The organism is Janibacter sp. LM (genome assembly GCF_039631275.1).
Lineage (GTDB): Bacteria > Actinomycetota > Actinomycetes > Actinomycetales > Dermatophilaceae > Janibacter > Janibacter terrae.
Genome location: NZ_JBDIVG010000004.1, coordinates 80,004 through 102,406, shown reverse-complemented (window position 1 = coordinate 102,406; position 22,403 = coordinate 80,004). Strand labels below are relative to the sequence as shown.

23 protein-coding genes and 1 tRNA gene are annotated in these 22,403 nt (G+C 73.0%); 7 read left to right on the top strand and 17 right to left on the bottom strand.

Annotation, left to right across the window (positions count from 1 at the left end; all coding sequences use genetic code 11):
* Positions 1–5: 5 nt before the first annotated feature.
* From pfkB to ABC138_RS03000, 5 genes are all read right to left on the bottom strand, one after another.
* Positions 6–965, bottom strand: coding sequence for a 1-phosphofructokinase (pfkB, locus tag ABC138_RS03020; protein ID WP_345912713.1), 960 nt, complete (start codon positions 963–965; stop codon positions 6–8).
* Positions 962–1,723, bottom strand: coding sequence for a DeoR/GlpR family DNA-binding transcription regulator (locus ABC138_RS03015; RefSeq protein ID WP_068321574.1), 762 nt, complete (start codon positions 1,721–1,723; stop codon positions 962–964). The genes pfkB and ABC138_RS03015 overlap by 4 nt, the downstream gene beginning before the upstream one ends.
* 151 nt (positions 1,724–1,874) lie before the next feature.
* Positions 1,875–2,336 (bottom strand): PTS glucose transporter subunit IIA, encoded by a 462-nt coding sequence (locus ABC138_RS03010; RefSeq protein WP_345912712.1) that lies wholly within the window; start codon positions 2,334–2,336, stop codon positions 1,875–1,877.
* Positions 2,333–2,596 carry a PTS glucose/sucrose transporter subunit IIB gene (locus ABC138_RS03005; protein WP_255218231.1) on the bottom strand — a complete coding sequence of 88 codons (264 nt, stop codon included), beginning with the start codon at positions 2,594–2,596 and terminating at the stop codon, positions 2,333–2,335. The genes ABC138_RS03010 and ABC138_RS03005 overlap by 4 nt, the downstream gene beginning before the upstream one ends.
* Positions 2,593–3,612, bottom strand: a complete 1,020-nt coding sequence (locus ABC138_RS03000) for an SIS domain-containing protein (protein ID WP_345912711.1) — start codon at positions 3,610–3,612, stop codon at positions 2,593–2,595. Before ABC138_RS03000 ends, ABC138_RS03005 begins: the two co-directional genes overlap by 4 nt.
* 87 nt (positions 3,613–3,699) lie before the next feature.
* On the opposite strand from ABC138_RS03000, the gene ABC138_RS02995 reads away from it, so the two are divergent.
* The 3 genes from ABC138_RS02995 to nagA are packed head-to-tail and all read left to right on the top strand — an operon-like array spanning position 3,700 to position 6,827.
* Positions 3,700–4,443 carry a GntR family transcriptional regulator gene (locus tag ABC138_RS02995; protein ID WP_345912710.1) on the top strand — a complete coding sequence of 248 codons (744 nt, stop codon included), beginning with the start codon at positions 3,700–3,702 and terminating at the stop codon, positions 4,441–4,443.
* 24 nt (positions 4,444–4,467) lie between these two features.
* Complete coding sequence (locus tag ABC138_RS02990; protein ID WP_345912731.1) at positions 4,468–5,712, top strand: PTS transporter subunit EIIC; 1,245 nt, start codon at positions 4,468–4,470, stop codon at positions 5,710–5,712.
* The gene (gene nagA / locus ABC138_RS02985; RefSeq protein WP_068423706.1) at positions 5,709–6,827 is read left to right on the top strand and encodes an N-acetylglucosamine-6-phosphate deacetylase; all 1,119 of its coding nucleotides are present in this window, start codon (positions 5,709–5,711) and stop codon (positions 6,825–6,827) included. The genes ABC138_RS02990 and nagA overlap by 4 nt, the downstream gene beginning before the upstream one ends.
* A gap of 48 nt (positions 6,828–6,875) precedes the next feature.
* Here the strand turns inward: nagA and ABC138_RS02980 are convergent, their stop codons facing one another.
* Genes ABC138_RS02980 through ABC138_RS02965 form a run of 4 tightly spaced genes read right to left on the bottom strand, consistent with a single transcriptional unit; the run spans position 6,876 to position 10,844 of the window.
* Entirely contained in the window at positions 6,876–7,553 is a 678-nt protein-coding gene (locus ABC138_RS02980; RefSeq protein ID WP_068423704.1) for a histidine phosphatase family protein, read from the bottom strand.
* Between the two features lie 9 nt (positions 7,554–7,562).
* Positions 7,563–8,123 carry a TOPRIM nucleotidyl transferase/hydrolase domain-containing protein gene (locus ABC138_RS02975; protein ID WP_345912709.1) on the bottom strand — a complete coding sequence of 187 codons (561 nt, stop codon included), beginning with the start codon at positions 8,121–8,123 and terminating at the stop codon, positions 7,563–7,565.
* Between the two features lies 1 nt (position 8,124).
* Complete coding sequence (locus ABC138_RS02970) at positions 8,125–9,468, bottom strand: hypothetical protein (RefSeq protein ID WP_068423700.1); 1,344 nt, start codon at positions 9,466–9,468, stop codon at positions 8,125–8,127.
* A complete protein-coding gene (locus ABC138_RS02965) occupies positions 9,465–10,844 on the bottom strand; it encodes a hypothetical protein (protein ID WP_170307540.1) in 1,380 nt (459 codons plus the stop codon). The genes ABC138_RS02970 and ABC138_RS02965 overlap by 4 nt, the downstream gene beginning before the upstream one ends.
* Positions 10,845–10,899: 55 nt before the next feature.
* Here ABC138_RS02965 and ABC138_RS02960 point away from each other — a divergent pair, with 55 nt between their 5' ends.
* Positions 10,900–11,535, top strand: a complete 636-nt coding sequence (locus ABC138_RS02960; protein WP_068321551.1) for a cation diffusion facilitator family transporter — start codon at positions 10,900–10,902, stop codon at positions 11,533–11,535.
* A 2-nt stretch (positions 11,536–11,537) separates the two neighbouring features.
* Here ABC138_RS02960 and ABC138_RS02955 read toward each other — a convergent pair.
* A tRNA-Gln gene (locus tag ABC138_RS02955) sits at positions 11,538–11,616 on the bottom strand.
* Between the two features lie 113 nt (positions 11,617–11,729).
* On the opposite strand from ABC138_RS02955, the gene ABC138_RS02950 reads away from it, so the two are divergent.
* Complete coding sequence (locus tag ABC138_RS02950) at positions 11,730–12,335, top strand: TetR/AcrR family transcriptional regulator (RefSeq protein ID WP_345912730.1); 606 nt, start codon at positions 11,730–11,732, stop codon at positions 12,333–12,335.
* On the opposite strand, the gene ABC138_RS02945 is transcribed toward ABC138_RS02950, so the two are convergent.
* Positions 12,336–13,136: a methyltransferase domain-containing protein gene (locus ABC138_RS02945; RefSeq protein WP_068321545.1), complete on the bottom strand. Its 801-nt coding sequence runs from the start codon at positions 13,134–13,136 to the stop codon at positions 12,336–12,338. It lies immediately after the preceding gene.
* 91 nt (positions 13,137–13,227) lie between these two features.
* Between ABC138_RS02945 and ABC138_RS02940 the strand changes: the two genes are divergently transcribed.
* Positions 13,228–13,734 (top strand): MarR family transcriptional regulator, encoded by a 507-nt coding sequence (locus ABC138_RS02940; protein ID WP_068321542.1) that lies wholly within the window; start codon positions 13,228–13,230, stop codon positions 13,732–13,734.
* Position 13,735: 1 nt separating this feature from the next.
* On the opposite strand, the gene ABC138_RS02935 is transcribed toward ABC138_RS02940, so the two are convergent.
* From ABC138_RS02935 to metG, 6 genes are all read right to left on the bottom strand, one after another.
* On the bottom strand, positions 13,736–15,559 hold the full coding sequence (locus ABC138_RS02935) for an ABC-F family ATP-binding cassette domain-containing protein (RefSeq protein ID WP_345912708.1): 1,824 nt from the start codon (positions 15,557–15,559) through the stop codon (positions 13,736–13,738).
* Complete coding sequence (locus ABC138_RS02930; protein ID WP_345912707.1) at positions 15,559–16,497, bottom strand: 4-(cytidine 5'-diphospho)-2-C-methyl-D-erythritol kinase; 939 nt, start codon at positions 16,495–16,497, stop codon at positions 15,559–15,561. The genes ABC138_RS02935 and ABC138_RS02930 overlap by 1 nt, the downstream gene beginning before the upstream one ends.
* Positions 16,494–17,390 (bottom strand): 16S rRNA (adenine(1518)-N(6)/adenine(1519)-N(6))-dimethyltransferase RsmA, encoded by an 897-nt coding sequence (rsmA, locus tag ABC138_RS02925; protein WP_345912706.1) that lies wholly within the window; start codon positions 17,388–17,390, stop codon positions 16,494–16,496. The genes ABC138_RS02930 and rsmA overlap by 4 nt, the downstream gene beginning before the upstream one ends.
* Positions 17,391–17,498: 108 nt before the next feature.
* On the bottom strand, positions 17,499–18,731 hold the full coding sequence (locus tag ABC138_RS02920; RefSeq protein WP_345912705.1) for a ubiquitin-like domain-containing protein: 1,233 nt from the start codon (positions 18,729–18,731) through the stop codon (positions 17,499–17,501).
* A gap of 279 nt (positions 18,732–19,010) precedes the next feature.
* The gene (locus ABC138_RS02915) at positions 19,011–19,889 is read right to left on the bottom strand and encodes a TatD family hydrolase (RefSeq protein WP_345912704.1); all 879 of its coding nucleotides are present in this window, start codon (positions 19,887–19,889) and stop codon (positions 19,011–19,013) included.
* Positions 19,889–21,685 carry a methionine--tRNA ligase gene (gene metG / locus ABC138_RS02910; protein WP_345912703.1) on the bottom strand — a complete coding sequence of 599 codons (1,797 nt, stop codon included), beginning with the start codon at positions 21,683–21,685 and terminating at the stop codon, positions 19,889–19,891. The genes ABC138_RS02915 and metG overlap by 1 nt, the downstream gene beginning before the upstream one ends.
* 96 nt (positions 21,686–21,781) lie before the next feature.
* Here metG and ABC138_RS02905 point away from each other — a divergent pair, with 96 nt between their 5' ends.
* A complete protein-coding gene (locus ABC138_RS02905) occupies positions 21,782–22,375 on the top strand; it encodes a DUF4126 domain-containing protein (RefSeq protein WP_345912702.1) in 594 nt (197 codons plus the stop codon).
* Positions 22,376–22,403 lie beyond the last annotated feature (28 nt).

Sequence of the window (22,403 nt, the reverse complement as noted above, 5' to 3'; positions counted from 1 at the left end):
ACAGCTCAGTCGCGGACGGCGAGGGAGCGGTCGGGGGTGGAGGTCAGCTCGACGGCGATGCCGACGAGGTCGTCGGGGCCGGGGACGCGGCTGCCGGGCAGGGTGACGGCCGCGGCGCCCCAGAGCACGCCCGTGCGCAGGGCGGCCTCGGGTGTGGTGCCGCTCGACAGGTCGTGGACGAGGCCGGCGAGCATGCAGTCGCCGGCACCGACGGTGGACCGGGGGGTGCCGATCGTGGCCCGGGCGTGGGTGGCTCCCGAGGCGTCGACGAGGACCGCGCCGTCGCGACCGAGGCTCACGGCGACCGTGCCGATGCCCTGCGCGACGATGTCGCGGGCCGCGTCGATGACGTCGCCGAGCGTGGGGAGCTCGGCACCGACGAGCTCTTCGAGCTCGACGCGGTTGGGCTTGACGAGGTCCGGGCGCTCGGCGACCGCGGGACGCAGGGGGTCGCCCGAGGAGTCGACGGCGACGCGGGCCCCCGCCGCCCGAGCAGAACGCACGAGCCGGGCGTGCAGGTCGACGGGCGCACCGGGTGGCAGGGAGCCGCACGTCACGACCCAGACCGGCTCGTCGGGGACGGAGCGGACGCAGTCGGCGACGGTCTGCAGGAGGCGGTCGACCTCCGAGGCGTCGAGGGTCGGGCCGGGCTCGTTGAGCTTGGTCGTCGTGCCGTCGGGCTCGACGGCGGTGATGTTCAGCCGGACGGAGCCGCGGATCGGGACCCCCCGGCGGGCGACTCCTGCGTCGTCGAGCAGGTCGGCCATCAGGTGCCCCTCGGGGCCCCCTTCGGGCAGGACGGCGAGCGTCGCCGCGCCCTGGGCGGTGAGCGCCCGCGAGACGTTGACCCCCTTGCCGCCGGGGTCGATCCGGCTCGAGGTCGCGCGGTTGACCGCACCCCGGTGCAGGTCGTCGAAGGCCACGGTGCGGTCGACGCTCGGGTTGGGCGTGAGCGTGATGATCATGCGAGCACCACGGCCATGCCCTCGGCGCCGAGCGCGGCGGCGGTGTCGGTGTCGAGGTCCTCGTCGGTGATGAGCAGGTCGATCGACCCACCGTCGGCGAAGCGGTGGAAGTGGTCGTCCCCGGACTTGGTCGAGTCCGCGAGGACGACGGTCCGGCGCGCGGCGGAGACCATGGCCCGCTTGGCCACGGCCTCGGCCTGGTCCGGGGTCGTCATGCCGCGCGTCGGGGAGAAGCCGTTGGTGCCGAGGAAGGCGACGTCGACGCAGACATCGGCGAGGGCGGAGGTGACCCAGGCCCCCACGCAGGCGCCGGTCCGGCCGCGGACGCGACCCCCGAGGACGTAGAGGCCCGTGTGGGTGTGGCCCTGCAGGATCACCGCGGTGTCGATGGAGTTGGTGACGACCGTGAGCCCCTCGCGGTCCGGGAGGAGCTCGGCGAGCGCCCGCGTCGTCGAGCCGCCGTCGAGGAGGATCGCGCCCTCGGTGGGCAGCTCGTCCAGGGCCCGGGCGGCGATGCGGCGCTTGGTCTGCGAGTTCTGGCTCGCGCGGGTCGCCAGGGGCGGCTCGACCTCGAGCCGCTCGACCGGGAGCGCCCCGCCGTGGACCCGGCGCACGGACCCCCGGCGCTCGAGGGCGGTGAGGTCACGCCGGACGGTCTCCGTCGTCACCCCCAGGGCCGAGGACAGGGCGAGGACCTCGACCCGCCCGTGGGCGCGCGCCATCTCGAGGATGCGCTGCTGCCGCTCGGGTGCGTACATCGCGGTGGACTCCCTCGTCCTCCATGGGCGTCACGGGCGCCCGTACCAGTGGTGACGAAGCACCACGATAGGACCCGAACCAACAGAAGTAAAGAGAAACCAACCTGTATTTGTGTTGGGAGTTTTGAGCGGCAGGACCTGCCCGCGCCGCCTAGCCCGGCACGGCGTAGAGCAGGTCGCCGGCGCCGACACGTTCCGGCATGCCTGACAGGTCGAGCGAGTCGGGGGCGGCGTCGAGGACGATGACCGGGACCTCGCGCGAGATCGGCCGCCCCGCGATCTCGTTCGGCAGCGACGACGGGTCCCAGGTGATCATCGGGTCACCGGCGGCGACCGTCGCGCCCTGCTCGACGAGCACCTCGAAGCCCTCGCCCTGGAGCCCCACGGTGTTGATCCCGAGGTGCACGAGCACGCCGGTGCCCTCGCCGACGACGACGAAGGCGTGCGGGTGCACCTTCATCACCGCCCCGCCGATCGGGGCGAGCACGCTCGTCCGGCCGTCGGGTGGGTCGATGACGACCCCGGGGCCGACGAGCTGGGCGGCGAAGACGTCGTCGACGCTCTCGGTCACGGGCCGCACGGCGCCGGCGCAGGGGGCGAGGACCTCACTCACATCAGGTCCTCGATGTCCTCGGCCAGGGTGTCGGCCTCGGGGCCGACGACGACCTGGACGACCGTGCCCTGGGCCATGACGCCGTGCGCGCCGGCCGCCTTGAGCGCGGCCTGGTCGACCTTGGAGCCGTCGCGGACCTCGGTGCGCAGCCGCGTGATGCACGGCTCGATCTCGACGACGTTGTCGGCGCCGCCGAGGCCGGCGAGGATCTGCTCCGCCTTGGTTGCCATGGTGTGTCCTCTCGTTGGGTGGTGCGTCAGGTGTCGGTGCGGGTGACCTTGGCCAGGCCGCGGGGGCTGTCGGGGTCGAGGCCGAGCGCTCGGGAGAGCCGCTCGACGAGCTGCTGGGCCGGCGCGATGAGCCCGAGCGGAGCCACCGCCTCCGGCAGGTCGGGCCCGGCGACGTGGACGTCGCAGGCCCGCGCGAAGGGGGTGTCCCCGCCGATGCCGACGACCTGCGCGCCCCTGCGGCGCAGGTCGTCGGCGAGCTCGGTGACCGGTCCCGTCATCGGGCCGTCCTGGGCGGCGACGAGCACCGCGACGACACCGGGGTCGACGACGGAGATCGGCCCGTGTCGCAGGTCGGCGTACGAGTAGCCGCGCACGGGCACGAGGCAGGTCTCCTCGATCTTCAGCGCGGTCTCCAGCGCGGTGCCGAGGCACATCCCGCGGCCCGAGACGACGACGTGCTCGGCGCCGTGCAGCAGCTCCACGGCGGGGTCGAGCCGGCCCGGGTCGGCGAGCGCCGCCTCGACCTCGTCGGCGACCCGGGCGAGCGGCTCCTCGACCCGAGCGCCGAGGGCGTCACCGAGGACGGCCGTCGCGGCGAGCTGGGTGAGGTAGGTCTTCGTGGCGGGCACCGCCCGCTCCGGCCCGGCCCGGGTGACGAAGGGGAGGTCCGCCCCCTTCGCCAGCGGGGAGCCCTCGACATTGGTCACGGCCACGGTCGCGGCACCGCAGGCCCGGGCCCACGCGAGCGTGTCGACGATCTCCGTGGTCGCGCCGGACTGCGAGATCGCGACGGCCAGCGTGTCGGTGAGGTCGAGGCGGGCGCGGTAGTGGGTCGCGATGCTCGGGGCGGCGAGGCCCGTCGGGACGCCCGCGCGGGCCTCGAGGAGGTAGCGGGCGTAGACGGCGGCGTTGTCGCTCGAGCCGCGGGCGACGAGCAGGACGCGGCGACGACCCCGGGCCAGGGCGCGCACGTCGGCGCGCAGGGGCAGCAGGGCGGCGAGGGTGCGACGGACCGCACCGGGCTGCTGCGCGATCTCGTCGGCCATGACGCTCACCTGCTTGACACCTCCCACCTCGACGTGGATCCTCACTGGTACGTACCAGACCGTACCAATGAGGGTGAGGATCCGGAAGTGTCCCGGGACAGGCTGATCGGCTCTCGGCCGAAGCACGCGCAGCTGCGCGCCCGCCTCGCCGAGCTCGCGAATGCCCTCGGGCCCGACGCGGCCATCCCCTCCGAGCGCGAGCTCATGACGACCCACGACGTCTCGCGGGCCACGGTGCGCAAGGCGATCGAGTCGCTCATCGCCGACGGCCTGCTGAGCCGCGTGCAGGGCAAGGGCACCTTCGTCACCCGACCGCGACTCGAGAGCCAGCTGCACCTGGCGAGCTTCAGCCAGGACATGCGCCGGCGCGGGCTCGAGCCCTCGACCCGGCTGCTCGTCGTCGAGCGGGCGGCCCCCCCGGGCGAGGTCGCCGCATGGCTCGGCGAGGACAGCTCGTGGCGGCTGGAGCGCCTGCGGCTGGCCGACGGCCAGCCGATCGCCCTCGAGGAGAGCTGGTACTCCGCCACGCTCCTGCCCGACCTCGACGCCCACGACCTCGGCGACTCGATCTACGCCCTCCTCTCCGACGAGTACGGCGTCGCCATCGACGCCGCCGAGCAGACCCTGTGGGGCGAGAGCGCCGAGGGCACCGTCGCCCGGCTGCTCGCGAGCCCGGCGCACACGCCGCTGCTCGTCTTCCGCCGCCTCTCCTCGAGCCTCGGCCGCCCGGTCGAGCACGTCGTCTCCCGCTACCGCGGGGACCGCTACCAGCTGCACATGTCGTTGCGCCGGGACGACACCCCACCCCCGGCACCTGAAGGAAGGGATTGACTCGTGACCACTGCAGACGGGCCCATCGACGTGCCCGGCGACCGCCCGGCACGCAAGAAGCTCAACCTCGCCCCGCTCCAGAAGTTCGGGCGCAGCCTCATGCTGCCCATCGCGGCCCTGCCCGCAGCGGCGCTCCTGCTGCGCCTCGGCCAGCCCGACCTCCTCGGCGCCGACGGCCTCGGGTGGACGCGCGTCGCGCCGGTCATCGGCGCCGCGGGCGGCGCGCTCTTCGACAACCTGCCCATCCTCTTCGCCGTCGGCATCGCCATCGGCATGGCGAGGAAGTCGGACGGCTCGACGGCCCTCGCGGCCGTCGTCGGCTACCTCGTCTTCAAGGGCGTGGGCGACGCGATGTCCCCCGTCGTCCTCGGCGCTGCCCCCGAGGGCGAGGAGCAGGAGCTGATCAACTACGGCGTCTTCGGCGGCATCATCATGGGCCTCGTCGCGGCGTGGCTCTGGCAGCGCTACCACCGGATCAAGCTGCCGGCATACCTCGCCTTCTTCGGCGGCCGCCGCTTCGTCCCGATCGCGACCGCCACCGCGGCCATCGTCATCTCCGTGCTCGTCAGCCTCGTCTACACGTGGTTCGACGCCGGCATCACCAACCTCGGTGAGTGGGTCGCCGACAACGAGGTGCTCGGTGGTTTCGTCTACGGCACGGTCAACCGGCTGCTCATCCCGACCGGGCTGCACCACATCCTCAACAACCCGCCGTGGTTCCTCATCGGCGAGTACACGCCCGCGGGCGGCCAGCCGGTCACCGGTGACATCGCCCGCTTCCTCAACGGCGACCCGACGGCGGGCGCCTTCATGACCGGCTTCTTCCCGATCATGATGTTCGCCCTGCCGGCCGCCGCCCTGGCGATCTACCACGAGGCCAAGCCGGCGCAGCGCAAGGTCGTCGGCGGCATCATGGGTTCGGCCGCGCTCACCGCCTTCCTCACCGGCGTCACGGAGCCGCTCGAGTTCGCCTTCATGTTCGTCGCATGGCCGCTCTACGTCATCCACGCGCTCCTCACCGGCAGCTCGCTGGCCCTGGTCAACGCCCTCGGGATCAAGGACGGGTTCGGCTTCTCCGCCGGCCTCTTCGACTACGTCCTCAACTTCAACATCGCCACCAAGCCCCTGCTGCTCGTCGTCATCGGGCTCGGCTACGCGCTCGTGTACTACGTGCTCTTCCGCTTCGTCATCCGCCGGTGGAACCTGCGCACCCCCGGCCGCGAGGAGGAGGGCGAGGAGTCCCTCGTCACGGCGGACGACAGCGCGTGATCCTCGCCGCCGACCGCGTCCTCGCCCCGGGGGGCACGCTCGCCCCGGGGTGGGTGCGCGTCGCCGGTGACCGCATCGTCGGGACCGGCGAAGGGGGTCCCCCCTCACCTGCCGAGGTGGTCCTGCCGGGCACCCTCGCGCCGGGTTTCGTCGACACCCACTGCCACGGGGGCGGCGGCGCGTCCTTCACCGTCGGTGACGCCGACGAGGCGGCGACCGTGGCCGCGGCGCACCTGCGCCACGGAACGACGAGCCTCGTCGCGAGCCTCGTGACCGACGAGGTCGACGCCCTCGACCGGTCGATGCGGGGGCTGCGCGACCTCGTCACCGACGGGCTGCTCGCCGGGCTGCACCTCGAGGGCCCGTGGCTCGCGCGCGACTTCTGCGGCGCCCACGAGCCGGCGCTGCTGCGGCCCCCTTCGCCGGAGGACGTGGAGCAGCTGCTGGCCGCCGGGGGCGAGGCGCTGCGGATGGTGACGCTCGCACCGGAGCTCGACGGGGGCCTCGACGCGGTGCGCCGGGTCGTCGGTGCGGGTGCGGTGGCGGCGGTGGGGCACACGGACGCCACCTGGGAGCAGACGCGGGCGGCGATCGACGCCGGCGCGAGCACCGCGACCCACCTGTACAACCAGGTCCGCGGCCTCCACCACCGCCGGCCCGGGCCGATCGCGGCACTCCTGCAGGACGAGCGGGTGTCGGTCGAGCTGATCTCCGACGGCGTGCACGTCCACCCGGCGATGCTCCGCCTCGCGCTCGGCGCGGCGCCCGGCCGGATCGTGCTCGTCACCGACGCGATGGGCGCGGCCGCCGCGGCCGACGGCGACTACCACCTCGGCCCGATCCACGTGCAGGTGCGCGACGGGGTGGCCCGCACACCGAGCGGCGCGATCGCCGGCTCGACGCTGACCATGGCCGCTGCCGTGCGGCACTCCGTCGCGAGCGGGTTCACGCTCGAGCAGGCGGTGGACGCGGCGACCCGGGCACCGGCGGCCGCCCTCGGCCTGGGCGACGTCGGTCGCATCGAGGCCGGCGCCCGCGCCGACCTCGTCGTGCTCGACGAGACCCTCGAGGTGACCGCGGTGATGCGCTCGGGGTCGTGGACGACGGGGCCCTGACGACCTCCCGTGGTCTCGGTCCACGCCTTCTCCACGTGGCCCGACGGATCAGCCCTCGAGCTCCTCGTCGATCGCCTCGCCCGTGACGTCGTGGGCGCGGACGCTCGCGAGGTGGGCGCCGCCGAGCGGGTCGGCGTGCCAGCGCACGAGGTCCCAGCCGTCACCGGGGTGGCCCTCGAGCAGGACCATGCCGGTGTTGTTGATCCACAGCCCCTCGACGTGCTCCGCGTCGAGTCCGGCCGCGAGGGTCGCGTAGACGCGGATCGCCGCGCCGTGGCTGAAGAGCGCGACCGTGTCGTCGCGCCCGTGGGCCTCGGCGATGCCGCGCACGGCCCCGTCGTACCGGGTCATGAAGTCGTGCCCGGTCGTGCCGCCCGGCAGGGCGTGGTCGAGGTCGCGGTGCAGCCAGGCGGCCACTCCCCCGAGGTAGGCCTCGACGGCCGAGCGGTCCGACCGCATCTCGTACTCGCCGGCGACGATCTCCTCCAGTCCCTCGCGCACGTGCATGTCGACGCCGCGCTCCGCGCCGAGCGGGGAGCCGGTGAGCTGGGTGCGCACGAGCGGCGAGGCGTAGACCGCGCTCACGTCCTCGTCCGCGAGCGCCGCGGGCACGGCCGCGGACTGGGCGTGCCCGAGCTCGGTCAGACCCGCACCGGGGAAGGCGGTGTCGAGCGCGCCGGTCACGTTGTTGGGGGTCTGGCCGTGACGGATGAGGAGGAGTCGCACGCCAGCAGGCTACGTGGCCGCCACGGCCGCCAGCACCGCGGTCAGCGGCGCCGGCGCTCGGTCGAGGTCCAGCACCTGGACGCACAACCGCGCGTACCTCGCCTTGCGACCCGACTGCGACGTGAGGAAGCGCCGCAGCACCTGCTCGCGCGTCCAGTCGCGCTGCGCCGGCATCCCCGCCAGCAGGCGAAGGGAGGTGGAGTCACCCGCCGCGTCGATGACGGCCTCCACGCCGTCCGGACCGAGGGAGCGCAGCAGCTCGTCCTCGAGGTCGACGACGCAGGCGTGGAAGTCCCGTCGTGCAGGACCGCCCTCGTCGGGCGCGACGGGGATCCCGGCTGCGGCCAGCCCCCTTCGCACGTGGCGTTCCTCGCCGATGTCGTAGAGGCCGAGCAAGCGACGGCCCTCGCCGAGCGGTCCGAGGCGCAGGGCGTGCGCGCGGAGGTTGGTGATGCCACCCAACGCCACGATCTCGACGCCCGCGAGATCCTGCCGCGTGCGAGCCGCCAGGGCGCACAGGGCGATCAGGTCGCTCTCACCCTCGACGAGGACGACCGGCCGCGGGTCCACTTCAGCGCACTCCGACGACCCACACGTACTGGCGGGCGGCGCGGCTGCGACGACGCTCGGTCCGCTTGCTGAGGACCGCGTAGCCGTCGGGAGAGGTCTGGACTCCGGGGGCCATCCCGTCACCTGCCGCGACCGTCGTCGCCGTCCGCGCGTCCACGACCCGCTGGCTCGAGCTGAGCTTGTCGCCGAACACCGCCTCGCGCGTGCGGTAGAACACGACGAGTCGCCCGCGTGGCTCGTTGGTCGCGATGCGCATGCCGTCGGGCACCTCGACCGAGCCGACGCCCGTGCCGGACAACGCGTCCGTGATCGTCACCCGGTCACCGTCGCGCCGCAGCAGGTAGCGGTCGTGCACGACGCTCCTGCCATCGGGCACCTCCTGGCTCTCGTCGACGGGAGGGGCCTTCACCGTGACGAACCCGGACCCGTCGAAGAGCCGGACCGAGTCGCCGCACCTCACGAGGGGCGTCGCGTCGGCCGCCAACCGCCCGCCGGAGTCACCGGGGGTGTCGAGACGCGCGCCCGGGCAGCTGACCCGTGCGACCTCCCGGCCGGAGCGGAGGGAGGTCGCCGTCACCTCGTCGCCCGAGCGGTGCACCGCGATGTCCTCGCGCACCACGACGCGGCCGCGAGGTGAGTCCTGCCAGTTCCGGGCGATCCTGCCGGTGTCGAGGTCGAGGGCCTCGGTCCGGTCCGTGCGCGGCGTGAGCAGCACGTAGCGCTGCTCCGGCAGAGCGGTGGGGTAGAGCGCGGCCAGGTCGGCGTCGCACGCCACCCCCGGGTCGTGGCTCCACGTGACCGCGCCGTCGTCGAGCGCGACCCCGGAGACGACCAGCTGACCGTCCTCCCCGTCCTCGTCCAGCCTGGGTGCGCCGTCCGGGGACAAGCAGGACACGACCGCCACGTGCTCCTCGGAGAGCCCGATGACCTCGGCCGACTCCCCCGCCCGCAGGGTCTTGTCACCGTGCGCGACGAGCAGGTCCGCAGCCAGCGCCTGCACCCGCGTGCCGTCACCGGAGATCGTGACGTCCCCGCCGAGCGCGCTGACCGACCTCCCGTCGGAGGTCAGCGCCTCGGGCCGCCCCGAGCCCTCCAGCTGCCACGCCCCGCCCTCCTGCGCGTGCTCGACGAGGTATCCGCCCTCGTCGTCGGAGTGGACGAACCAGCCCCCGGGCCCCAGCTGCACCGAGTAGGTGTCGTCGCCCTGGTAGTAGACCCGGCCGTCGACGGCGCCGCCCCCACGGCTCGTGAAGAACCACAACCCCGCCCCGGCGAGCAGTGCTCCGACCACGACGACGGCGACGAGCCTGGTGAGGTCGGCCGTCTTGCTCGGTGTGCGGGTCATGACGCCTCCCGCGCGCCCGCGACCCAGGCGCGGGGCGCTCCGTCCTCCGCGGCGTCCTCGTCCAGAGAGACGAGGACCTCCCCGGACGGGGCCAGGTCGGTCCCCGTGCGCATCCCCGGCCCGGCGGCGAGCACGAGCTCGCCGGTCGTCGCGTCGAAGACCCGGTAGTCACCGGTCACGCGCTCCCCGCCGGCGTCGATGCGGACGAACCCGATGAGCCGACCGACCGGCCCGAACTGCCCGACCTCGTAGCCCTCCGGGACGTCCAGGGTGCCGATGGTCTCGTCGGTGAGCCCGTCGGAGAGCTGCACGCCGTCGCCCGTGCGCCGCAGGACGGTCCGGCCCACCGCGACCGGCTCGGAGCCCAGCTTGCCGTCGATCCCGGTGACGGGGGCGGCCCCGCTGTCGACGACCTCGCCGTCGTCGACGAGGCGGACGCCGTCCCGGCAGGCGACGAAGGGGGTGACCTCCGGCGCGAGCTGCCGGCTGATGTGCTGCGGGTCGCCCGCACTCGCCCCGTCGCACTCGACCCGCGCCACGACCTCCTCCGTCGGCAGCGAGCGGTAGGCGACCGCATCCGCGCCGGCCGGCTCGAGGACGTGGTCCCCGTGGACGGTCACGTCGGACCTGCGGACGCCGGTCCAGCGACGCTCCACCCGGCCGGTGTCGAGGTCGACCGCGTGGCGGGCGTCGTCAGCGGTCTCGACGAGCAGGTACTCCTGCTCCGGCAGCGTGTCCGGGTAGTACGACGGCGTCACCTGCGGCCCGCACGCCACCCCCGTGTCGTGCGTCCACGCGACCGAGGCGTCCTCGAGGTCGATGCCCGCGACGACCTGTGTGCCGCCCTCGACCTCGTCGACCAGGCGGGCCGGTGCGGGCGCGAGGCAGGTGAGGACGGCGACGTGATCGGCACTCACCCCGACCGGGACGACGTCCTCGCCGGGCCACAGGTCCGCGTCGCCGAAGGCCTCGACGATGTCCTGCGCCCGGGTCGTCAACCGCGACCCGTCACGCTGGAGGACGACCTGCCCCTCGACGTCCTGGACGATGACCCCCTTCGGCGTGATCTCGCGCTGCGAGGACATGTCACCGACGGTCCAGCTCTCGTCCGTGCGCACGTTGGTGGCGACGTACCCGTCGCCGTCCGCCGGGTGGGTCACCCACCCGTCCGGGCCGAGCTGGACCGCGATGTCCTCGCTGCTCCACAGCACCCGGCCACCCACCTGCGGATCCTCGCCGCCGAACGCCGGGAGGTCGTCCCAGAAGTAGATGGCGGCCGGGACGAGCGAGAGCGCGAGCACCCCGAGGAAGATCCACGGGACGCGCCGCCGGGGACCGCTCTCCTGCACTGGGCTGGTGTGGGGCGAGGTCGTCACGGGGAGATTGTCGCCGACCCGGCCCGGCCGCGTCGCGCGGGATAGCCTGCGGCCCATGGGGACCGACACGCAGCACCCGCCGCGCCTCGATGCCGACCGGCTGCGGCGGGTCGTGCTGGTCGTCGCCGGGCTGAACTTCGCCTACTTCTTCGTCGAGTTCTCCGTGGCCCTCGTCGCGGGCTCGGTGTCGCTCCTCGCCGACAGCGTCGACTTCCTCGAGGACACGTCGATCAACCTGCTGATCTTCGTCGCACTCGGCTGGCCGCTCGCCCGACGGGCGCTCATGGGCAAGGGCATGGCCCTGGTCATCCTCGGTCCCGCCGCCGTCGCCGGCTGGGAGGCCGTCCGGCGCTTCTCCGACCCCGTGGCCCCTGAGGTCCTGCCGGTCGTCCTCGCCTCGCTCGGCGCCATCGTCATCAACGGCACGAGCGGCTGGCTGCTCGCGGGCGTGCGGCACGCGGGCGGCTCGCTCAGCCGCGCGGCCTTCCTCTCGGCGCGCAACGACGTGCTCGTCAACGTAGCCGTCATCGGGATGGCCGTCATCACGCTGTGGACCTCGTCGGGCTGGCCGGACCTCGTCCTCGGCTGCGGGATCATCGCCATCGCGCTGCACGCCGCGTGGGAGGTCTGGGAGGTGAGCGAGCAGGAGCGCCTCGCCGCCAAGGCCCTCGCGGGCGAGGAGATCGACTGAAGCTCCCCGGGTAGGAGTCGAACCTACGTCGCTAGTCCTGATTCAAAGTCAGGCGGGCCCTGCCGGCAGACCAACCGGGGAACGCCGCCGGAGCGGCACCGGTCAGGGTAGTCGACCCACCCCCTTCGCCCGTCACCGACAATGGACGCATGAGCCAGCGAGACGACCAGACACCGACACCCCGGCGTCCGCGGATGACCGGTGCCGCGCGTCGCGAGCAGCTCGTGAGCGTCGGTCGTGGCCTCTTCGCGGCGAAGGGGGTCGACGGCACCTCGGTCGAGGAGATCGCCGCGACCGCCCGGGTCTCCAAGCCGGCGGTGTACGAGCACTTCGGCGGCAAGGAGGGCCTGTACGCCGTCGTCGTCGACCGCGAGCTGCGCACGCTCACGGACCGCATCACCACCTCCCTCACCCGGGGCGGGTCGGACCGGGAGACCATCGAGCGGGCCGCGCTCGCCCTCTTCGACTACATCGAGGGGTCGTCGGACGGGTTCCGGATCCTCGTGCGCGATGTCGCCGGCGGGGCCCCGACCGGCACCTACTCGTCGCTCATGTCCGACGTGGCCGCCCAGGTCTCCTACCTGCTCTCCGACGCCTTCGAGCAGCGGGGGTTCGACACCCAGGCCGCCCCGATGTACGCGCAGATGCTCGTCGGCATGGTCTCGCTCACCGGCCAGTCGTGGCTCGAGACCCGCTCACCCGCCAAGGAGGTCGTCGCTGCGCACGTCGTCAACCTCGCTTGGAACGGCCTGACCGGCCTGCGCTCGGCGCCGGCCGGCCTGGGCGCGTCCGGGGCCTGATCAGGCCTTGCGGCCCACCGCGAAGACCCGACGGAAGGTCAGCAGCACCCCCGCCGGGGTGCGGGGGTAGGCGGCGGCGACCTTGTCGGCGTAGGCCGCGATGAACTCCTCGCGCTCGCTCTCGTCGTCGAGCACCTCCAGCATCGGGCGCAGCCCGGTGCCCGAGACCCAGTCGAGCACGGGGTTCTCGCTCTCGCCCGCGGGGTCGAGCACGTGCGTGTACGTGGTCTCCCAGGCGTCGACGGCGAGGCCGTGGGCGCTGAGGATCTGCAGGTAGGTCGACGGGTCACCGGCGCCGTAGCGCTTGCTCGCGGCCTCGAGCTCGCCCGCCCGGGGGTGGTCGACGGCGGTCTCGCGCATGAGTGCGTGCGTCGGTGCGTCGAAGTTGCCCGGGACCTGCAGCGCGAACCACCCGCCGGGCGCCAGCGCCTCCACCCAGTGCTCGATGAGCGGCAGGTGGCGCGGGACCCACTGCAGGGCAGCGTTGCTCACGATGACGTCGGGCGCGGCGCCGAGACTCTCGATGTCCCACTCGGCCAGGTCGGCCTCGACCCACTCGACCCGCCCGTCGGTGTCGAGGGCACGGGCCGCGTCGAGCATCTCCACGCTGCTGTCGACACCCACGACCCGCGCACCGGGCCACCGGTCGGCCAGCGAGAGCGTCAGGGGTCCGTTGCCGCAGCCGAGGTCGACGACGAGGGCGGGGTCGACCGCGTCGACGCGCCCCACGAGGTCGAAGAACGGTCGCGCCCTCTCGTTCGAGAACTGTCCGTACCTGCTCGGGTCCCACGCCACCGTCATGCTGTCTCCTTCGAGTCGGTGCCCAGAGCCTACTGGCAGGTCACCACACTCTCTTGACGTCGAGATTCACGATGACGGCTATTCTCGACGGATGAGCAGCCGACACGACCCCGCCGACGACGTCGACGCCATCGTCGAGGCCTGGCGTCGCGAGCGCCCCGACCTCCACGTCGACCCCCTCCACGTCTTCTCCCGCGTCTCCCGGCTGGCCCGCCTGCTCGACCTCGACCGCATGCAGGCCTTCGCCCGGCACGAGCTCGAGGGCTGGGAGTTCGACGTCCTCTCTGCGCTGCGCCGCGCCGGCGAGCCCTACCAGCTCTCCCCCGGGCGGCTCGTGCAGGAGACCCTCGTGACCTCGGGGACGATGACCAACCGCATCGACCGCCTGACGGTCAAGGGATGGGTCGAGCGCCTCCCCTCACCGACCGACCGCCGCGGCGTCATCGTCCGCCTGACCGAGGCGGGCCAGCGAGCGGTGGACGCCGCGATGGCCGACCTGCTCACCCGCGAGGCCGAGCTGCTCGACGACATGCCCGAGGACGAGCGCCGGGCCCTGGCCAACGCGCTGCGGCGCCTGCTCACACCCTTCGAGGCGTAGCTCAGCCGAAGAGCTCGGCGGCCTCGAGCCACTCGAGCTCCAGCAGCTCCTTCTCCTCCGCGAGCTCCCCGAGCTGCGCGTTGAGCTCTCCGAGCCGCGCGTGGTCGTGCACCGCGTCGGCCATCTCGTGGTGCAGCCTGTCCTCGCGTGCCGCGACCTTGGCCAGCTGCTTCTCGACCCGTGCCATGGCCTTGCGCGCCTCGCGCTGGGCGGCCGGGTCGACCGCCGACTCATCCGAGGAGGACGAAGGGGGCGCCCCTCCCCCCTTCGTCGTGGCCGTCGGCACACCGGACATCGCCGCGGGACCGCCCGTGGACCGCTGGGCCTGGCGCAGTCGTAGGTACTCGTCGACGCCGCCCGGGACATGCCGCAGGCGCCCGTCGAGGATCGCGTACTGCTGGTCGGTGATCCGCTCGAGGAGGTACCGGTCGTGGGAGATGACGATGAGCGTGCCCGGCCAGGAGTCGAGCAGGTCCTCCATCGCCGCGAGCATGTCGGAGTCGACGTCGTTGGTCGGCTCGTCGAGGGCGATGACGTTGGGCTCGCTGAGCAGGAGCAGGAGCAGCTGCAGGCGCCTCTTCTGACCGCCCGAGAGGTCGTCCACGCGCGCCGACAGGTGCTCCCGGGCGAAGCCCAGCCGCTCGAGCAGCTGCGCGGGCGTGTGGTCCTTGCCGTCGACGGTGAAGGTCGTCTTCGTCCGGGCGAGCACCTCGCGGACGCGGTCCCCGCCGATCTCGGCGAGCTGGGAGAACTGCTGGTCGAGGAACCCGAGCCGGACGGTCTTGCCGCGCTTGACCCGACCCGAGGTCGGCGCGAGGTCACCGGACACGAGCGCGAGCAGCGTGGACTTGCCGACGCCGTTCGCGCCGAGGATCCCGGTGCGCTCACCTGGCGCGATGCGCCAGGTGATGTCGCGCAGGATCGTGCGGTCACCGAAGGCGACGCCGGCGTCCTCGAGGTCGATGACGTCCTTGCCGAGGCGGGCGACGGCCATGCGCTGCAGCTCGATCGGGTTGCGCACCGGGGGCACGTCCGCGATGAGCTCGTTGGCGGCGTCGATGCGGAACTTCGGCTTGGAGGTGCGGGCCGGGGCGCCGCGGCGCAGCCAGGCGAGCTCCTTGCGCATGAGGTTCTGCCGCTTCTGCTCGGTCGCGGCGTTGATCCGGTCGCGCTCGACGCGCTGGAGGACGTAGGCGGCGTAACCGCCCTCGAAGGGCTCGACGATCCCGTCGTGCACCTCCCACGTCTCGGTGCACACCTCGTCGAGGAACCACCGGTCGTGGGTGATGACGAGGAGGCCACCGGCCCCCTTCGCCCAGCGGCGGGTGAGGTGGTCCGCGAGCCAGGCGATGCCCTCGACGTCGAGGTGGTTGGTCGGCTCGTCGAGCGCGATGAGGTCCCACTCGCCCACGAGGAGGGCGGCGAGCGCGACCCGGCGTCGCTGCCCACCGGAGAGCTCGCCGACGCGGGCCTCCCACGGCACGTCCGAGACCAGCCCGGCGATGACGTCGCGGACGGCGGGGTCGCCGGCCCACTCGTGCTCGGGTCGGTCGCCGACGATGCAGTGCCCCACGCTCGACGCGGGGTCGAGGTCGTCGGTCTGGCCCAGGACGCCGAACCGCACACCGCCGCGCCGCGTCACGCGTCCCGACTGCGGCTCGATCGTGCCGGCGAGCAGGCCCAGCAGGCTGGACTTGCCGTCACCGTTGCGGCCGACGAGGCCGATGCGGTCGCCCTCCTCGATGCCGATGCTCACCGAGTCGAAGACGACGCGCGTGGGGTACTCGAGGTGGAGCGCCTCCGCGCCCAGGAGCGGTGTGGCCATCAGCGCGTGCGCACCGTCGGCAGGATGTGGGCACCCTGGACCGGGCCGGTGGCGCGCAGGACGTCGCCGGCGACGCCGGAGGCGGTGAGCGCCACGGCGAGGTCGATCGCGCCCTCGGCGGACTCGGCGAGGATCGCGACGGTCGGCCCCGAGCCCGAGACGATCGCGGCCAGCGCGCCGAAGCCCATGGCGGCCTCGATGACCTCGCCGATCGCCGGCTGCAGCGCCACCGCGTCGGGCTGCAGGTCGTTGTCGAGGACCGGTGCGAGCGCGAGCGGGTCACCCGCGCGCAGCGCGCTCATCAGCTCGCTGCGCGGCTGCGGGTCGTGGATCTCGGTGCCCGCGGTGCGCTGGTCGAAGGCGGAGTAGACGAGCGGGGTCGACAGGCCGCTCGCGGCGGAGGGCACGAAGACCCAGTGGTAGACCCCCTTCGCCAGGACGGCCGTGACGACCTCGCCGCGGCCGGAGCCGACGGCGGTGCCGCCGTGGAGGAGGAAGGGGACGTCGCTCCCGATGCCGGCGGCGACCTCCTCGAGCTCCTCCCTGGGCAGGTCCGTGCCCCAGAGCGCGTCGCACGCGACGAGCGCGGCCGCGGCGTCGGCCGAGCCGCCGGCCATGCCGCCTGCGACGGGGATCTCCTTGTGGATCGACAGGTGCACGGGGTCCTGGGTGCCGGTGTGCTCGGCGAGGGCACGGGCCGCGCGCAGCGCGAGGTTGGACTCGTCGGTCGGCACCTTGTCCGCGTCGCGGCCGCGGACCGAGCAGCCCCACTCGTCCGCGTACGCAGCGGTGACCTCGTCGTGGACGCCCACCGCCTGGTAGACGGTCGAGAGCGCGTGGTACCCGTCCTCGCGCAGCGGTCCGACGAAGAGCTCGAGGTTGACCTTGGCCGGCGCGCGCACCGTGACGGCGGCGGGCGTCTCGAGCACTGAGGTCATGTGGTCACCCTAGCCATGAGTTCCTCGGTGATCCGCGCGAAGGCGACGACGTCGAGCTGCTCGCCCCGGGTCCTCGGGTCCACCCCTGCCGCGGAGAGAGCCTCCTGCGCGACCTCGCCCGACCCGGCGATGCCCCGCAGGGCCGCCCGCAGGGTCTTGCGACGCTGGGCGAAGGCGGCGTCGACGACCCGGAAGACCTGCTCCCGGGTCGCGCTCGTCTCCGGTGGCTCGCGCCGCTGGAGCCGCACGAGGCCGGAGTCGACGTTCGGGACCGGCCAGAAGATGCTCCGGGAGACGCGGCCGGCGAGGCTGACCTGCGTCCACCACGCGGCCTTGACGCTCGGCACGCCGTAGACCTTGCTGCCCGGCTCGGCGGCGAGGCGCTCGGCGACCTCGAGCTGGACCATGACGAGCACCCGCTCGATGCTCGGGAAGAGCTCGAGGAAGCGCAGCACGACCGGCACGGAGACGTTGTAGGGCAGGTTGGCGACGAGTGCGGTGGGGGGCGGGCCCGGCAGGTCGGTGACCGTCATCGCGTCACCGTGGACGACCTCGAGGCGGTCGGCCGCGGCGGGTGCGAGCTCGGCGACGGTGCCCGGCAGGGCCTGCGCGAGCACCGGGTCGACCTCCACCGCAGTGACGCGCCCGGCGGACTCGAGCAGGGCGAGGGTCAGCGACCCGAGGCCGGGGCCGATCTCCACGACGTGGTCCTGCGCCGTCACGCCACCGGCACGCACGATGCGCCGCACCGTGTTGGCGTCGACGACGAAGTTCTGGCCCCACTGCTTCGTCGGGCGCACCCCGAGGCGGTCGGCGAGCTCGCGCACCTTGGTGGCGCCGAGCAGGCCGACGCCGCTCCCGTCGCTGCGGGCACCGGCTGGGTCGGACGTCATGAGGGGACTCTATGTCGTCCCGGACGGGACCGGGACACGCTCGGGCCCCCGCGACCCGGAGGTCACGGGGGCCCGTGAGGAGGTCGCGCCAGCGACCGTCCCGGAGGGTCAGGCGGCGTGCGCGCAGCCCCACGGCTGGAGGCCGCGGTCGGCGTAGACGCGGTTGGCCACGGTGATCTGCTGCTCGCGGCTGGCGAGGTCCGGGCGGGCGGCGAAGTCGCCCCCGCCGGCGCCCAGCCAGGTCTGCAGGTCGAACTGCAGCCCGCCGTAGTAGCCGTTGCCCGTGTTGATCGACCAGTTGCCGGTCGACTCGCACTGCGCGATGCGGTCCCACATCGCCGCGTTGGACGTGTTGAGACCGGAGCTGCTCGTGGAGGTGTTGGTCGAGGACGGCGGCTTGGGGGCCGTGGTCTTCGGGGTGGTCTTCGGCGCGGTGGGCTCGGGGGCCGGCTCCGGCGCGGGCTCGGGCTCGGGGGCCGGCTCGGGGGCCGGCTTGGGGGCCGGCTTGACCTTGGTGCCCTCGACGACGACCTTCTTGACCGGCTGCTGGGTCACCGTGCTCGTGCCCTTGCGGGTGTAGACGACGTCACCGTTCTTGTAGGTGATCGTGTAGGTCGTGCTGCGGGAGCCGGCGCGGCCCTCCTGCTCGACCTCGGTCGTGCCCTCGTAGAGGGAGGCGTCCTTCTTGATGATCGTGTCGAAGGGGATGGCCTGGGTGCGCGTCGTCGTCTTGCGGTTGACGCGGTCGAGGCGGATCGTCATGCCGTCCTTGACGGTGGTCGAGGCACCCGGCTTCACGAGGTCGTTGGAGTCGTAGCGGACCTCGGCCTGCGCGAGCGCGGCCTTGACGGTCGTGGCGGTCACGGTCTCGGTGGAGCGCTTGCCGCCCACGAGGAGCGTGATGTCCTTGGGAGTGCTGACGTCGAGGTCGAGGCCGTTGCGGCCGATCGACTGGCTGCGGGAGGCGGACAGGACGGCGTCCTCGCCGCCCCGGATGTCGAGCTGCTTGAGCGCGTCGCCGACGGTCGTCGCCGTGGTCCAGTACTCCCGCTCCTTGCCGTCCACCGTCAGGGTCAGCTTGCGGCCGTAGCGCACGACGATGGTCTGGCCGTCGTCGACCGGGCTCTCGGCCGAGGGGGTGACGACGTCGTGGGGACCGACCTCGATGCCCTGCTTGTCCAGGACGTCACCGACGGTGCCGCCGAAGGCGTGGACGGTGGACGTGTCGCCGTCGACGGAGAGGGCGACGGACTTGTCCATGACGACGACGCCCGAGACTCCGAGGGCGAGGGCGCCGACGACGCCGGCCTGGGTGATGCGGCGGATCGCGGGTGAACTCACAGTGCTCCGATGATTGTGCTTCCCGGGCACCGGTGGCCACGGACACACGGGCCCACGAGGTGCCGGACCCGGTGTCAGCGGCAGATCAGGGGAAACCGGCTCCGGCCAACAGCGGACCACCCTGCACGACGCGCCCCCCACAGGTCAAGTTTTGGTAACGGAGCCTGTGGAGGGCATCGCCCGCTGACGGGGACGCAGCTCGCGACAACTCCCGAGGATCCGGGGCTGCAGGTGCGGCCGCGGTCCGTGACCATGACCTCCGTCACGGGGCCGGCGGGATCACGCCCAGGGGCCGTACACGCGCTCGCTGTTGTCCGAGATCGCCGCGCACATCGACGGCACGTCGACCCCGAGGGCTCGGGCCATGACCCGCACCGTGTGCGGCAGCAGGTACGGGGCGTTGGCGCGACCGCGCTCGGGCGTCGGCGTGAGGTAGGGCGCGTCGGTCTCGGCGAGCACCTGCTCGATCGGGGTGTGGACGAGCGCCTCGCGCAGGGCGGCCGCGCTCTTGAAGGTCACGGTCCCGGCGAAGGAGAGGTAGTAGCCGCGCTCGACGCACTCGCGGGCCATCGCGAGGTCACCGCTGAAGCAGTGCAGCACCGTCGTCTCCGGCGCCCCCTCCTCCGCGAGGACCCGCAGCACGTCGTCGTGGCTGTCACGGTCGTGGATCTGCAGGGCCTTGCCGGTGCGCTTGGCCAGGTCGATGTGCCAGCGGAAGGACTCCTGCTGCGCCGCGTGCCCCTCCGGCCCGGTGCGGAAGTAGTCGAGGCCGCTCTCGCCGATCGCCCGCACCCGCGGGTGCGCGGCGAGCCGCTCGATCTCGTCCCAGGCCGCTTGCAGGTCGCCGGCCTCGGCGAGCGCGGGGATCTCGTTGGGGTGCAAGGCAATTGCGCCGAGCATGCTCGGGTGGCGCTCGACCTGATCGACGGTGAACCACGCACTCTCGAGGTCACAACCGACCTGGACGACCCGGTCGACCCCGACCGACGCGGCGGCGGCGAGCGCGCCGGCGACGTCCTCGGTGCTGCGCTCGTCACCCCCTTCGGGCGCGATGGCGTCGGGGACGTCCCGGCGACGGATGTCGAGGTGCGTGTGGTTGTCGACGACCGCGACCGGCAAGGGGTCCGGCCGCGGCGCGACCTTGTCCCGGTCCCCCATCAGTCGTCCGCCATGGCCGCGCGCTCGGTGGCGACGACCTCCTCGGGGTCGAGCTTGACGAAGACCGGGGTGGGCTTGGCGATCGGCGTGCCCACGGTGACGGGCGCGCTCGCCCACGCGGGGAAGGTCGAGTAGTCGCCGGTGATCACGGGGTACCCGGGACCGCCGTCGAGGTCCTCGACGTCCTCGACCCGGGGCATCGGGACGAGCTGGCCCTGGCCCCCGAGGACCACGTGGACCCGGTTGGCCGCGTGCGGGACGAAGGGGGCGAGCAGCACGTTGCAGTCGCTGACGCACTGGGTGAGCGTGTGCAGGACCGTCGCCAGGCGCTCGCGCTCGTCCTCGCCCTTGAGCCGGAAGGGCTCGGTGTCGGTCACGTACTTGTTGACGTCGCCCACGACGCGCATGGCCTCCGCGAGCGCGGCCTTCTGGCGGTTGCGCGAGAGCAGGTCGCCCACCTCGTCGAAGGCACCGCGCACCCGGGCGAGGACCGCGTCGTCGACCGGCTCGAGCGTGCCCGGCTGCGGGATCTCGCCGAAGCTCTTCGCGACCATCGAGGCGGTGCGGTTGACCAGGTTGCCCCAGCCGGCGACGAGCTCGGAGTTGTTGCGCTGGACGAAGTCGGGCCAGGTGAAGTCCGAGTCCTGGTTCTCCGGGCCGGCCGCGCAGATGTAGTAGCGCAACGGGTCCGGTCCGTAGGTCTGCAGGACGTGGCGCAGGCCGATGACGTGACCGCGGCTGGAGGAGAACTGCTTGGACTCCATCGTGAGGAACTCGCTCGCCACGACCTCGGTCGGGAGGTTGAGCTCGCCGTACGGGCCGGGCTCTCCCCCCTTCGCCCCCTTGCCGGAGTACGCGAGCAGCTCCGCCGGCCAGATCTGGCTGTGGAAGGTGATGTTGTCCTTGCCCATGAAGTAGTACGAGCGGGCCCGCTCGTCGTTCCACCACTCGCGCCAGCGGTCGGGGTCGCCGGAGCGGCGGGCCCACTCGATCGACGCGGACAGGTACCCGATGACCGCGTCGAACCACACGTAGAAGCGCTTGGTCGGGTACTTGGCGCCGAGCTCGCCCGGGAGCGGGATGCCCCAGTCGATGTCACGGGTCATCGCCCGCGGCCGGATGTCGTCGAGGATGTTCAGGCTGAAGTTGATGACATTGGGCCGCCAGGTACCGGTCGCCTCGCGCCCCTCGAGGTACTCGCGCAGCGCGTCGGCCAGGGCGGGCAGGTCGAGGAAGAAGTGCTCGGTCTCGCCGAACTGCGGGGTGGCGCCGTCGATCTTGCTGCGCGGGTCCAGCAGGTCCGTCGGCTCGAGCTGGTTGCCGCAGTTGTCACACTGGTCGCCGCGGGCGTCCTGGTAGCCGCAGATCGGGCAGGTGCCCTCGATGTAGCGGTCGGGCAGCGTCCGGCCGGTGCGCGGGTCGAGCGCGACCTGCTGGGTCTGCTCGACGAAGTAGCCGTTGGCCAGGCACTGCTCGAAGAGGTCCTGGACGACCCGGTAGTGGTTGCGCGAGGTCGTGCGCGTGTACAGGTCGTACGAGCAGCCGAGGTCGGCGAGCTCTTGGGCGATGATGCGGTGGTTGCGGTCGGCGAACTCGCGCGCCGAGATGCCCTCCTTGTCGGCCTGCACGAGGATCGGCGTCCCGTGCTCGTCCGAGCCGCTCACGACGAGCACGTCGTGGCCGGCCATCCGCATGTACCGGCTGAAGACGTCCGAGGGGACCCCGATCCCGGCGACGTGACCGAGGTGGCGGGGGCCGTTGGCGTACGGCCAGGCGACAGCGGAGAGAACCTTCATGCGGCTCATCCTAGGTTCCCGGCCACGCCGCCCCGTCAGCGCTAACCTGCTGCGACCACGTGGGCTCCGCCCGCACCGACGAAGGGGGGCGCCCCCGTGATCGCCGCACTCACCGGGATGGGCCTGAGCGCCGCTGCGGGCCTCAACGCGTACATCCCCTTCCTCGTCGTCGCGCTGCTCGCCCGCTTCAGCGACGTCTTCGTCCTGCCGACGGGGTTCGAGTGGATGGAGTCGTGGTGGGCCATCGGGATCGGCGCGGTCCTGCTCCTCACCGAGATGACCCTCGACAAGGTGCCCGCGGTGGACAGCATCAACGACGCGGTCCAGACCTTCATCCGGCCGAGCATGGGCGGCCTCATGGGCGCCGCGACGGCCGGGGCGAGCACCCTCGACGAGTCCACGTGGATGCAGGAGCACGCGTGGGTCGGAGTCCTGCTCGGCGTCGTGGTCTCGGGACTCGTGCACGCGGGCAAGGCCGCGTCACGTCCGGTGGTCAACGCGGGCACCGCCGGGTTCGCGGCGCCGGTGGTCTCGACCGTCGAGGACGGGGCGTCGATCGGCATCTCGCTGATCGCGGTCTTCCTGCCACTCCTCGTGGTCCTCGTGCTCGTGCTGCTCGCGGCCCTGCTGGTGCAGGTGCTGCTGCTGTGGCGACGGCTGCGCCGGCGCCGTGAGCGGCCTGCCTGGTAGGGCACGCGGTCTGCTGGCACACCTAGGC